The organism is Lysinibacillus sp. C5.1, from assembly GCF_016350185.1.
Classification (GTDB): domain Bacteria; phylum Bacillota; class Bacilli; order Bacillales_A; family Planococcaceae; genus Lysinibacillus; species Lysinibacillus sphaericus.
In genome coordinates this window covers 2,866,711-2,879,580 of sequence record NZ_CP066226.1, presented here as the reverse complement: position 1 = coordinate 2,879,580, position 12,870 = coordinate 2,866,711, and the positions used below count along the sequence as shown (strand labels likewise).

General features: G+C 39.1%; 12 protein-coding genes. 11 read left to right on the top strand and 1 reads right to left on the bottom strand.

Annotated elements, in window-relative coordinates; genetic code table 11:
• The first annotated feature begins 9 nt into the window (after positions 1 to 9).
• The 6 genes from I5435_RS14015 (at position 10) to I5435_RS13990 (ending at position 5,844) form a co-directional block, all read left to right on the top strand.
• The gene (locus I5435_RS14015) at positions 10 to 1,362 is read left to right on the top strand and encodes an ABC transporter substrate-binding protein (protein WP_337982461.1); all 1,353 of its coding nucleotides are present in this window, start codon (positions 10 to 12) and stop codon (positions 1,360 to 1,362) included.
• 318 nt (positions 1,363 to 1,680) lie between these two features.
• Entirely contained in the window at positions 1,681 to 2,319 is a 639-nt protein-coding gene (locus tag I5435_RS14010) for an NAD(P)-dependent oxidoreductase (protein WP_108030033.1), read from the top strand.
• Positions 2,320 to 2,469: 150 nt separating this feature from the next.
• Positions 2,470 to 2,847, top strand: coding sequence for a PH domain-containing protein (locus tag I5435_RS14005; protein WP_024361163.1), 378 nt, complete (start codon positions 2,470 to 2,472; stop codon positions 2,845 to 2,847).
• Between the two features lie 82 nt (positions 2,848 to 2,929).
• Positions 2,930 to 3,130 (top strand): hypothetical protein, encoded by a 201-nt coding sequence (locus I5435_RS14000; RefSeq protein WP_024361162.1) that lies wholly within the window; start codon positions 2,930 to 2,932, stop codon positions 3,128 to 3,130.
• A 421-nt stretch (positions 3,131 to 3,551) separates the two neighbouring features.
• A complete protein-coding gene (locus tag I5435_RS13995; RefSeq protein ID WP_025219919.1) occupies positions 3,552 to 5,123 on the top strand; it encodes a flagellar assembly protein A in 1,572 nt (523 codons plus the stop codon).
• Positions 5,116 to 5,844: a glycerophosphodiester phosphodiesterase gene (locus I5435_RS13990; RefSeq protein WP_024361160.1), complete on the top strand. Its 729-nt coding sequence runs from the start codon at positions 5,116 to 5,118 to the stop codon at positions 5,842 to 5,844. Before I5435_RS13995 ends, I5435_RS13990 begins: the two co-directional genes overlap by 8 nt.
• Positions 5,845 to 5,897: 53 nt before the next feature.
• On the opposite strand, the gene I5435_RS13985 is transcribed toward I5435_RS13990, so the two are convergent.
• Positions 5,898 to 6,134, bottom strand: coding sequence for a DUF2627 family protein (locus tag I5435_RS13985; protein ID WP_010859733.1), 237 nt, complete (start codon positions 6,132 to 6,134; stop codon positions 5,898 to 5,900).
• Positions 6,135 to 6,443: 309 nt separating this feature from the next.
• Between I5435_RS13985 and I5435_RS13980 the strand changes: the two genes are divergently transcribed.
• From I5435_RS13980 to I5435_RS13960, 5 genes are all read left to right on the top strand, one after another.
• Positions 6,444 to 7,538, top strand: coding sequence for a Leu/Phe/Val dehydrogenase (locus I5435_RS13980; RefSeq protein WP_025219917.1), 1,095 nt, complete (start codon positions 6,444 to 6,446; stop codon positions 7,536 to 7,538).
• Between the two features lie 239 nt (positions 7,539 to 7,777).
• Positions 7,778 to 9,205, top strand: a complete 1,428-nt coding sequence (gene lpdA / locus I5435_RS13975) for a dihydrolipoyl dehydrogenase (protein WP_337982460.1) — start codon at positions 7,778 to 7,780, stop codon at positions 9,203 to 9,205.
• A gap of 126 nt (positions 9,206 to 9,331) precedes the next feature.
• Positions 9,332 to 10,348, top strand: a complete 1,017-nt coding sequence (locus I5435_RS13970; RefSeq protein WP_024361157.1) for a thiamine pyrophosphate-dependent dehydrogenase E1 component subunit alpha — start codon at positions 9,332 to 9,334, stop codon at positions 10,346 to 10,348.
• Complete coding sequence (locus I5435_RS13965) at positions 10,348 to 11,331, top strand: alpha-ketoacid dehydrogenase subunit beta (RefSeq protein ID WP_337982459.1); 984 nt, start codon at positions 10,348 to 10,350, stop codon at positions 11,329 to 11,331. The genes I5435_RS13970 and I5435_RS13965 overlap by 1 nt, the downstream gene beginning before the upstream one ends.
• A 181-nt stretch (positions 11,332 to 11,512) precedes the next feature.
• Positions 11,513 to 12,856 (top strand): dihydrolipoamide acetyltransferase family protein, encoded by a 1,344-nt coding sequence (locus tag I5435_RS13960; protein ID WP_025219915.1) that lies wholly within the window; start codon positions 11,513 to 11,515, stop codon positions 12,854 to 12,856.
• Positions 12,857 to 12,870 lie beyond the last annotated feature (14 nt).

The following is a 12,870-nucleotide window of genomic DNA, read 5'->3' as shown; positions in this document are numbered from 1 at the left end:
AGAAATAAGATGAGAAAATTATTTGCATTTCTTACACTTGGAATTGTTGTATTGTTGTCAGCATGTAGTTCAGAAGGTAATTCTACACAAGGGCAAGAAGGAGACAAGCCTAGTTCTACTGAAAATACACGGATGCAAGAGGTAACGTTTTGGCATTCGATGGGTGGAGCTGCCCAAGAGTCGTTAAATAAAATTGTAGGAGATTTTAATAAATCACAAGATAAAATTCATGTTAAAGCGCTCTACCAAGGTACTTATGATGAATCGTTAACAAAGTTTAACGCAGTTGCTGGTTCAGATAGTGCACCGACAGTAATTCAGACATTTGAAATAGGCACAAAGGCGATGATTAACAGTGGACAAATTCTTCCTATTCAAGAGTTAATTGATGCAGACGGATATGATATGAGTGAATTAGAAGAAAATATTACAAAGTATTATTCGTTAGATGGGAAGTTCTATTCGATGCCCTTTAATTCTTCCACTCCAGTTATGTATTACAATAAAGATGCATTTAAAGCGGCAGGACTAAATCCAGATGCGCCACCAAAAACGTTTGAGGAAGTAGCAGAAGCAAGTAAAGCAATCGTTGAATCTAATCCAAAAATGAAAGGTTTTGCATTACAAGCATACGGTTGGTTATGGGAGCAATTATTAGCCAACCAAGGCGCGTTATTATTAAATAATGACAATGGACGAAAAGAGACGCCTACGGAAATCGGTTGGTCGGAAGAAGAGGGCAAATCAATCCTCAACTGGGTAAAGAATATGGTTGATGATGGGACATTTGCTAATTATGGTACAAATTATGATAACATGATGGCTGGATTTTTGGCAGGGGATGTCTCGATGTTTTTACAATCTTCTGCTAGTTCAGGGGATATTATTGACAATGCTTCATTTGAAGTAGGTATTGCTTATTTGCCTTATCCAGCAAATAAAGTTCGTCAAGGCGTTGTTATTGGGGGAGCTAGTCTCTGGATGACTGCTGGTAAATCAGACGCTGAGCAAAAAGCAGCTTGGGAATTTATGAAATATTTACAAACTCCAAAAGTGCAAGCAGAGTGGCATGTAGAAACAGGATACTTTGCCATTAATCCGTCTGCATATGAAGAACAAATCGTGAAAGATGCTTGGGCTAAAAAACCCCAATTACAAGTTACAGTAAATCAGCTACAAGATACAAAAGAATCTTATGCAACACAAGGCGCGTTAATGGATATGCTTCCAGAAGGTCGTAAAATTATAGAAACGGCTCTTGAAACGATTTATAATGGCGGTGATGTGAATCAAGCACATCGTTCTGCTGTTGAGCAATTTAATGCTGCCATCAAACAGGCCAATGCTGCAAGAGGCGAATAATTCATATATCAATAATTGTAAACATTGCTTGTAATACATTCATAGCGCGAGAGCATACGACCGGATCATTGTTTCTGTTTAGATTGGTCATGGCGCTTCACAGTGAAAAACATAACGCCTTTTTAGACAGTTTACATGTACTGTTTAAAGAGGCGTCTTTTATATACCGAAAATTTTATAATACTTTCGTCGTTAGATAAAAAATGATAGGGCAGCGAGCCATTGAAGTAATACGGCATAGAAGTTGAAGAACAGGAAATTTGAATCTAAACAGACGTTTGACCGTATACCTAGTATCATGAGTTTTGGAGGGATTTTATGGTTAATGCTTACAAGGTGGCTCTTATTGGTGGAACGGGGAAAGTAGGGCGTTATATTGCTTCTAAAGCGGTAGCGAAAGGATATCAAGTCCGCATGTTAGTTCGAAATCCAGAAAAAGTAATAGACAAGGACAGTAGGATTGAAATCGTCAAAGGGAATGTAAAAAATGTAGAAGATATTCGTAAGCTACTAAAAGATTGTCAAGTAGTTATAAATACCTTTGGTCAACCAATCAAAGAGAAGGCGATGTATAGCAGTATCACTAAAAATATACTCGATGTAATGACTGCATTACATATTGATCGTTACATTGGTGTAACAGGTGGCTCTCTAACAATAACAGGCGATCACAAAAGTACGTTAAATAGAATAGGGGCAGCGTTGTTTAAAATAATGTACTCTAATATGATGGGAGACAAGAAGAAAGAATGGGATATTTTGACCAATCATCCACATATTCAATGGACGTTAATTAGACTACCATTTATAGTAGATGGCGCAGAAAGAGGAAATTTGAAAGAACATTTAACGGATATGCCTGGCACAAAAATAACTAATCAAGATATTGCGACTTTTATCATTCATCAAATCGACAATTTAAACTATGTACATAAAGCACCGTTTATTGCAAATTAATTTAAATTCCCCCAGTTTATTTATTTCTGCAAAGTACAGTGGCAAATTAATGATGGATTGTATCCTATCATTAATGAACTATGAATGGTATTTTTGTTACAAAATGTAATATATACTATATAAAGCTTGAAAAATTGGAGGGAAATAGACATGGGGTTATTTGATGGATTAATGGGCAATGCAAGTGAAGTCAATCTAGATAAATTGCAGGAAGAAATGAAAGAGATCTTAATACCGAATGAGACCATTCAAAATGCGTATAAAATTATTAGAGATACGTTTATTTTTACGAATAAGCGGTTAATTTTAATCGATAAACAAGGGGTAACGGGTAAGAAAACCGAATATCATTCAATTCCTTACAAAAATATTTTGCATTTTTCAGTGGAAACGGCGGGCACATTTGATTTGGATGCAGAGCTGAAAATTTGGGTTTCAGGCAGCCAATTGCCGATACAGAAAAATTTTAATAAATCGACTAACATTTATAAAGTGCAAAGTGTTTTAGCAGAATATGTGCTAGGTTAGTATTCAATGGGCGGTTAACAGGGTTAAAGCTGTTAATCGTTTTTTTGCCTTTTTGACTATAATAGGGACGGAGGGATTATAAATGAAAAGCGTAAATTTTCAACTTGACCATCATAACGCATTAGAAATAACACAAATTAATGAGCAGTTATATGAGATGCGACTGAGCGTTAATGGAAGCATCAGTGTTTTCTATTTAACGCGTGAACAATTATGCACGGATAGCAGAATTGAAGCATTTCAAGATAGATTAAGCAGTGACTTATTTACAGATAATAAATGACTAAAAGCCCAGAGTCTTTGTGTAGGATACTTAAGTAAATTTGCAAATAAATAGTAAGTTAAAACGGTACTTTATGCAGTAATGTTCTACTTTAAGAAGTTTTTTAGTAGACAAGACCTAATGCGAAAAAATTAAAATGAGGATTTATGTGAATATAGCTATTTCTTTTTCAAAGTGTTCTTAAAAATAACCTAAAAATTTACTGGGTTTTTATGCAATAATAACATTTCCACTTTTGCAACGAAGGAAAACATGTTTTTTTATAGTATATATCGTCTATTTTTTAGAGGAAAAAGGTTTGCACTGTGTACAGAGCTTACTGATAAAGTAGGGGTATTTTCTTTATGAGTAGTGACAATTGTCTCTAAACAAATGTAAATAGATTGTATATACTTACATATAGAGGGAAGGAGGAGGTAGCGTGATTCTAGTTCGAAATGATAACTTCGAAATATCGGAAGAAAACGGAAAGGTATTTATGCTTACATACAGCGCTGGGTTTCCATTAAAAGAATTTGATGGCGTCTTACGTAGTCACCCACGACTAAAGTTATCTAATTTTTCTATATTAAAAACTGTACTAGCGACAGAAAGCACAAGTCCTGTTGAGATTGGACGCTGGCTTCCAAATGTTGAAGCTGAAATTGCTCGAGATAAAATGTCTGCCTCTATATTTATATATGAAACAGCTGATTATATTCAAAAGAATAAAGAAAAATTAACGGAACAAATTTTGGAAACATTAGCGGATCAAGGCATTATTTATGGCATTTTAGACTTTGATATTTCAAAGGTTGAACCTGGCAAAGCGTTTTTAATTGCGCAAGGAACGTCACCTGTGGCAGGTACGGATGCACAAATTACATATTTACCTAAACCTGAAAGAAAACCTGTCATTCGTGAAGATGGGAAAGCCGATTACTACGACATGAATTTTATTTCAGAAATTTCAGAAGGCTCTTGGCTCGGTGAGAAAATTCCTGCAACGATGGGCAAGCCTGGTCAAAATGTACTCGGTGAAATGATTGCGGCAGCACCTGGTCGTGATTTTCCTATTCGATATGACAAAAAATCAGCGTATGAAGTAGAAGAAGATGGTAAAATCGTCATTCGTTCGAAAATAGCGGGTGTGTTAGATGATGTCAAAGGTGCGATTGGTGTAAATCGCCATCTACCAATTCATGGAGATGTAGGCGTTGAGACGGGGAATTTAGAGTTTAATGGCTCTTTAAGCATTAAGGGAACCGTTACAACTGGCTATACTGTTATTGCAACCGGAGATATTTCCATTGAAGGTGCGGAAGGGGTAAGCGGCGCAAAACTAATTAAATCAATCGAAGGTGATGTATACATTCGAGGTGGTATTTTTGGTTTGGGTTCAACACTCGTTGAAGCCGGTGGCAATATTTTCGTGAAGCATGTCAATGAAGCTATTTTAGTCGCAGATGATAGTATTCATATCGGTTTTTATTCACTTGGATCACAACTTACTGCCCATTCCATTTTTGTCGATGAGCGCAGAGGAAAAATCATTGGTGGGCGTGCTGTTGCAAAAAATACAATTGTTACAGCCATTTCGGGAAACCGTCTAGAGCGGAGAACTGATTTAATCATTGAAAGTGTCAATAAACAGGAAAGTTATGCAATGATGCAAGACAAAGCAACACAGTTAAAGCAATTGCAATCCGATATTTCAGAGCGTGAAGCGAAGATTACAAGTTTACTACCGCTGCTTAAGCAAATGTCTACACAGCAAATTGCTGCCTTTGAAGAAACAAAGCAAAGCTTATCAAAGTTAAAAGCAGAAGCGGTGACGCTAGATCGTGAAATTAAGTTAATGATGGATGAAATGCGTCATGCTGGAAAAGAAGAAATTATTGTTACAAAGGAAGCCTATCCTGGTACCTATATTCAAATTGGCAAAAAGTCCTCGTTGTTAAATAAAATGACGAACGGAAAATTTTTACTGGAGTTTGGTGAGCTGAATGTATAATGAATCATTCATCCCTGTGTTTGCGCATCGCGGGGCGTCTGCTTATGCGCTAGAAAATAGTTTCAAAGCGTTTGAAAAAGCATTAGAGCTAGGTGCCAATGGGATTGAGTTAGATATTCAGCTATCAAAAGAAGGGATACCCGTTGTTTACCATGATCCGCAATTATCAAGATTAGTAGGCAGTAATAAGCTAGTGAATGATTGCACAATAGCGGAATTGCAGAGCTTTAAATTAGGGAAGCCGTGGAGAAGGTTTTTTTCATCGTATAGAATTCCGACATTTGAAGCGGTTTTAGCATGGGCAAATAAACACCAACTCCCACTGAATATTGAATTAAAATCGACCATTCTTGACAATCAAGATGCGCTCGTTCAACTGCTTCAAGGGCTTAAATTACCAGCAGGTAGCCATTTTTCATCATTTCATTATGAGCTGTTAGAGGTTGTGAAACGTCATGCGCCACAGCATGAAACAGCGCTAATCGCCACAAAAAAATTAAAATGGGATTTGCTGAGTGATTATAAGGCAATTGATTGTGTTCATATGCATAAAAAGTATTATAAACCCCGCTATTTAGAGGCATGTGTAGCTAGTGCTAAGACATGTCGCTTTTATGCGATTGATGGCAGTGAAAAGTTTTTGACGAATCCACATACATCCGTAGTAGGGTGGATTACTGATTTTCCGGATAAAGTTATCCATGTACAGCTACGTCAATAAAAATAGCTATCCAGTAAGTCACAAAGTTCTGTGGCCTATTTGGATAGCTATTTTTATTTTTTTTGGAAGCGCGGAGCCACTTTTCCTTTTTTTCGATCGCGGTGTAATAAAAAGCCTGCGAAAAAGCCAAAGCCGACAACAAAGAAAATGATGCCAACAACAAATTGTAGCCATAAAAATGGGAAAGGTGAGATGAGCTTACCGAATAATGTATCACGCATAAATTTAATGCCACCTGCGGCCATTAGACCTGGAATTAGCATGACAATAAACGCAGCAAAACGAGCCATACATGTCCCTCCTCATACCTAACTTTAATTGTACCTGTGGATAATGGAATGTCAAGAAAGCCTATGAATCTAAGGCGTCTCGTAAAAGCGCAGGAAGAAGCTCAAAAACTAGTAATCGTAACTGAATTTTTAGAAAATTCTTACTTAGTAGGAAAAGTGTAATAATAGTTGCGAAATTGTGAATTTGTCAGTATTGTAAAATTAAATGGAGCGATATTATCCATTGCAAAACAGTTTTATCATTTTTTTAAAATTTGATTGGGATGGGCATTAGGGGTTGCACTTTCCAAAGCAAAGGGGCGAGTTTTCATGGAAATCTTCAAGTATATGGAAAAGTATGATTATGAACAATTGGTATTTTGCCAAGACGAAGCATCTGGGTTAAAAGCGATTATCGCTATCCATGACACAACACTTGGACCAGCATTAGGTGGTGCTCGTATGTGGACCTACGCGACAGAAGAAAATGCGATTGAGGATGCATTAAGATTAGCACGCGGGATGACATATAAAAATGCAGCTGCTGGTTTAAACCTTGGCGGTGGAAAAACGGTCATTATTGGGGACCCATTTAAAGATAAAAACGAAGAAATGTTCCGTGCTTTAGGTCGTTTCATTCAAGGATTAAACGGTCGCTATATTACCGCTGAAGATGTTGGTACAACCGTAACAGATATGGATTTAATCCATGAGGAAACAAATTACGTTACAGGTATATCGCCAGCGTTTGGTTCATCGGGTAATCCTTCACCAGTAACTGCTTATGGCGTTTATCGTGGCATGAAAGCAGCGGCGAAAGAAGCATTTGGTACGGATATGCTAGAAGGTCGTACTATATCGGTACAAGGGCTAGGAAACGTAGCTTACAAGCTTTGCGAGTATTTACATAATGAAGGTGCAAAACTTGTAGTAACAGATATTAACCAAGCGGCTATTGATCGTGTTGTCAATGATTTTGGCGCTACAGCAGTTGCACCTGATGAAATCTATTCACAAGAAGTCGATATTTTCTCACCGTGTGCACTTGGCGCAATTTTAAATGACGAAACGATTCCGCAATTAAAAGCAAAAGTTATTGCTGGTTCTGCTAATAACCAACTACAAGATTCACGACATGGAGATTATTTACACGAGCTAGGCATTGTTTATGCACCTGACTATGTCATTAATGCAGGTGGTGTAATCAATGTCGCGGACGAATTGTATGGCTATAATCGTGAACGAGCGATGAAACGTGTAGATGGTATTTACGATAGTATTGAAAAAATCTTTGAAATTTCCAAACGTGATAGTATTCCAACATATGTTGCGGCAAATCGTTTGGCAGAAGAACGTATTGCTCGTGTAGCGAAATCGCGTAGTCAGTTCTTAAAAAATGAAAAAAATATTTTGAACGGCCGTTAACAACGTCTATTCGCTAAAGAGAAGTCGCATTGTCGACTTCTTCTGTTTAAATAGTAGTAAATAAATGTCTAGGCTAATAGATTCGTCATTACAATAAGTGACGTACACCTTTCATTGCAATGTCTTTCAGATAGAGATTGTTGCCTGTGGCGATACAGCGCTTTTCCTCGATGGATTGCACTATGACGCCAGTTAGGAGAGAGAGGCTTTAGCACTTTTCTCATAAGGAGGAATAACATATGGCTCAAAATTATGATGTTGTTATTTTAGGGGGAGGGACAGGTGGCTACGTTGCAGCAATTCGTGCGGCACAATTAGGCTTAAAAACAGCTATTGTGGAACGTGAACGACTTGGTGGTACTTGTCTACATAAAGGCTGTATTCCGAGTAAAGCATTACTTCGAAGTGCTGAAGTATATCGTATGGCCAATAAAACCGCGAGTGAATTTGGCGTAGACATTACAGGTGTTACCTTGCAATTCAATAAGGTGCAAGCGCGCAAACAAGCAATAGTAGAGCAATTAAGCCAAGGTGTGAATACACTGATGAAAAAAGGCAAAATTGATGTTTATGAAGGAACAGGTCGAATTTTAGGACCATCTATTTTCTCACCAATGTCAGGTACTATATCAGTAGAGATGCGCAATGGTGAGGAAAATGAAATGCTTGTTCCTACCAATGTTGTCATTGCAACAGGATCGAAGCCACGAGGAATGGCAGGATTAACGGTTGATGGGAAGTATGTCATGAATTCTGACCATGCATTGCAAATGGAAGAATTACCGACTTCATTATTGATTGTTGGTGGTGGTGTAATCGGCATCGAGTGGGCATCTATGCTTTGTGATTTTGGAGTAGCTGTAACTGTAATTGAATACGGTCCTACGATTTTACCAGCCGAGGATGCGGATATTGTAAAAGAAGTGACAAAACAGCTTGAAAATCGTGGTGTGCGCATTGTGACGAATGCTCGGTTAAATACAGATAGCTTTAAAATAGAAAATGATAACGTTTTCATTTCGGCGAAGCTTCAGGATAATGAGGAACAATTTGAAGCAGAGAAATTATTGCTTTGTGTTGGACGTGAAGCAAATATACATGGCATTGGTTTAGAAAATACCGATATTGAAATCGACAACGGCTTTATTCAAGTACGCGATTCTTATCAAACAAAGGAATCACATATGTATGCCATTGGAGATGTAATCGGTGGTTTACAATTGGCGCACGTTGCCTCACATGAAGGCTTGTCCGCTATTGAACATATTGCGACAGGAAAAGTAGCGCCGTTAGATGTTTTGCAAGTACCGAAATGTGTGTATTCCTTCCCAGAAGTGGCTAGTATCGGTTTAACGGAAAGTGCTGCTCGCGAAAAAGGGCATGCATTAAAGATTGGTAAATTTCCTTTTAAAGCAATAGGTAAGGCGCTTGTTAATGGAGAATCAGATGGTTTTGTTAAAATAATAGCCGATGAAAAAACGGACGATATTTTGGGTATTCATATGGTAGGGCCGCATGTAACAGATTTAATAGGAGAAGCTTCATTAGCGAAATTATTAGATGCAACTCCTTGGGAAATTAGTCAAGCAATCCATCCACATCCATCATTAAATGAAGTATTAGTGGAATCAGCTTTAGCTGTCGATAAGCGAGCTATTCATTTTTAATGCGTCTACAGACATTACGCCGAGTTACAACTGATAAAAAGACCGACATAAATTGAGATACTAAAGGAGCTTGTGCGCAAAATACAGGCACTTTAGCACGTTTTCTAATGCGAAAGGGGTGTTCATATGCAAGACGTTCAACTGAAACATGAAGATTTAGGGTTAACGAATGAAGAAGTCCTTGCTATGTTCGAAACGATGTTAATGGCAAGAAGATTAGATGAGCGCATGTGGTTATTAAACCGTTCAGGTAAAATCCCATTTGTAATTTCTTGTCAGGGACAGGAGGCTGCACAAGTTGGAGCAGCATTTGCGCTAGATAAAAATAAAGATTATATTGCACCGTATTATCGAGATATGGGCGTAGTTTTACATTTTGGTATGACGCCAAAAGAGCTGATGTTATCAGCATTTGCAAAGGCTGAAGATCCAAACTCTGGCGGCCGCCAAATGCCCGGGCATTTTGGGCAAAAGAAAAACCGCATTTTGACTGGTTCTTCACCCGTAACAACACAAGTACCGCATGCTGTTGGGGTGGCGCTTGCGGGGCGCTTGCAAAAGGAGGATTTCATCGCCTTTGTTACGTTAGGAGAAGGTTCTTCCAACCAAGGTGATTTCCATGAAGGGGCAAATTTTGCCGGTGTGCATAAACTACCAGTCATTATAATGGTAGAAAACAATCAATATGCTATTTCAGTACCAGTGGAACGTCAGTTAGGTTGTGCAAAAGTATCCGATCGTGGTATTGGCTATGGCATGCCAGGCGTAACAGTAGACGGCAAATGTCCACTGCAAGTTTATAAGGTTGTCAAAGAGGCGGCAGAACGCGCTCGTAGCGGTGAAGGGCCAAGTTTAATAGAAACGGTGACATTCCGTTTAACTGCACACTCTTCGGATGATGATGATCGTCAATACCGTACAGCAGAAGATATCGCGGAAGGCAAAGCGAAGGATCCGATTGTATTGTTTGAGAAGTATTTACAAGATGCTGGCATTATGACGGAATCTCTTCGTACTGAAATAGAAGAGCGTGTGATGGCCGAAGTAAATGAAGCGACGGACTATGCAGAGGCAGCTCCTTACGCTAAACCAGAGGAAGCCTTGAAGTACGTATATGCACCAGTGGACGGAGGTGACGTGTAATGGCAGTAATGTCTTATATTGATGCGATTACATTAGCGATGAAGGAAGAAATGGAACGAGATGAACGAGTTTTCATTTTAGGAGAGGACGTTGGTCGTAAAGGTGGCGTTTTCAAAGCAACTACGGGTCTTTATGAGCAGTTTGGGGAGTATCGTGTGTTAGATACACCGCTTGCGGAAAGTGCGATTGCAGGAGTTGGTATTGGCGCGGCAATGTACGGCATGCGTCCAATTGCTGAAATGCAGTTTGCAGACTTTATAATGCCTGCTGTGAACCAAATTGTATCGGAAGCTGCGAAAATCCGTTATCGCTCCAATAATGACTGGACTTGTCCTATAGTAGTCCGTGCTCCTTTTGGTGGTGGGATTCACGGAGCGCTTTATCATTCACAATCGGTAGAAGCACTTTTTGCTGGAACACCCGGTTTGAAAATTGTTATTCCTTCCACTCCGTATGATGCGAAAGGCTTGTTAAAGGCAGCAATTCGTGATGAAGACCCGGTATTATTCTTTGAACATAAGCGTGCGTATCGCCTAATCAAAGGGGAAGTCCCATTAGACGATTATACATTACCAATCGGCAAGGCAGATGTGAAGCGAGAAGGGGAAGACGTTACGGTCATTACGTATGGTCTAGCCGTTCATTTCGCTTTACAGGCAGCCGAGCGTTTAGCGGCAGATGGCATCTCTGTCCATATTTTAGATTTACGTACAGTGTATCCGTTAGATAAAGAAGCTATTATTGAAGCGGCAAGTAAAACAGGAAAAGTATTGCTTGTAACAGAAGATAACAAGGAAGGCAGTATTATAAGTGAGGTTGCGGCCATTATCGCAGAACATTGCTTATTTGACCTTGATGCGCCTATTCAACGTTTAGCTGGACCAGATGTACCTGCAATGCCATATGCGCCTACAATGGAAAAGTTTTTCATGATAAATCCTGAAAAAGTAGAGCAGGCATTGAGAGATTTAGCTGCATTCTAAAAATCTCCTCAGGAGATGCATATCTAATTAGTAGTTTCTTTTGAGTAGGCTTAAAGGCTTGCGAAAAAAAGTTGAAGCTTCTCAAAATAGTTATCTCGAATTTTGCAATGGCATGCCGTACATGGACAATTCAAAATTCGGGTTGACTAGATGGGGGCGTAATTGATGGGAGGAAAAGATAATGGCGATTCAAAGCATTACGATGCCACAGCTCGGTGAAAGCGTAACAGAAGGTACAATCGAAAAATGGCTCGTACAACCAGGTGATACAGTAAAAAAATATGATCCATTAGCAGAAGTTGTGACGGATAAAGTAAATGCAGAAATCCCATCTTCTTTTGAAGGGGTCATTACAGAACTACTTGCAGAAGAAGGGCAAACGTTACCAGTTGGAGCAGTGGTTTGTTCCATTGAAATCGCAGGTGACGGTGAAGTGCCAGCGTCTCCACCAGTGAAAAAGTCAACAGTAAGTGCTGCAATATTAAATGCAGGGATTCAGAAAAAACAAGAGTCTCCGAAGGAAGTTACTGCACCTATTGCATCAGCAAATTCAGTGAGACAGCAAAAAAACCGCTATTCGCCTGCTGTACTTAGACTGGCGCAAGAACATGATATTCCACTTGAGCAAGTTGTTGGTACAGGAGAGGGTGGCCGTATTACACGAAAAGATCTACAACAACTCATTGACGCAGGAAATATACCAACGCCAAAAGATGTAACACCTTCTGAGCCAGTTGCAGTTGCAACAACGGCTAGTAGCCAACCTGTTGCCGCTGTCGAAACACCAACAAAACCAATCGCATCCTCGCCAGTGTTGCAAACAGGCGACATTGAAATTCCGGTAACGAATGTGCGCCGTGCCATTGCGAATAATATGGTACGTAGTGCTCAAGAAGTCCCACATGCTTGGATGATGATGGAAGTTGATGTAACGGATTTAGTGGCTTATCGGGATAGTATAAAGATGGACTTTAAGCAAAAGGAAGGTTTTAATATTACCTACTTTGCGTTCTTTGTAAAGGCCGTTGCACAAGCTTTAAAAGAGTTCCCAATGATGAACTCTATGTGGGCGGGTGATAAAATTATCCAAAAACATGACATAAATATTTCCATTGCGGTAGCAACAGACGATGCACTTTTTGTCCCTGTTATAAAACACGCTGATGAAAAGTCCATTAAAGGGATTGCTAAAGAAATTCACGAGCTTGCCCAAAAAGTACGCACAGGAAAACTGACAATGGACAATATGCAAGGTGGTACTTTTACAGTTAATAATACGGGTGCTTTCGGTTCTGTGCAGTCGATGGGTATTATTAATTATCCGCAAGCTGCCATCTTACAAGTGGAAAGTATTGTAAAAAAACCAGTTGTTTTACCTGGTGGAATGTTTGCAGCACGCGATATCGTAAATTTATGTTTATCTTTAGATCATCGTGTATTAGATGGATTAGTTTGTGGTAAATTCCTAAATAGAGTAAAAGAAATACTCGAAAATACAAATAAATCTTCGACGTCAGTCTACTGATGACTTGTCGGAAA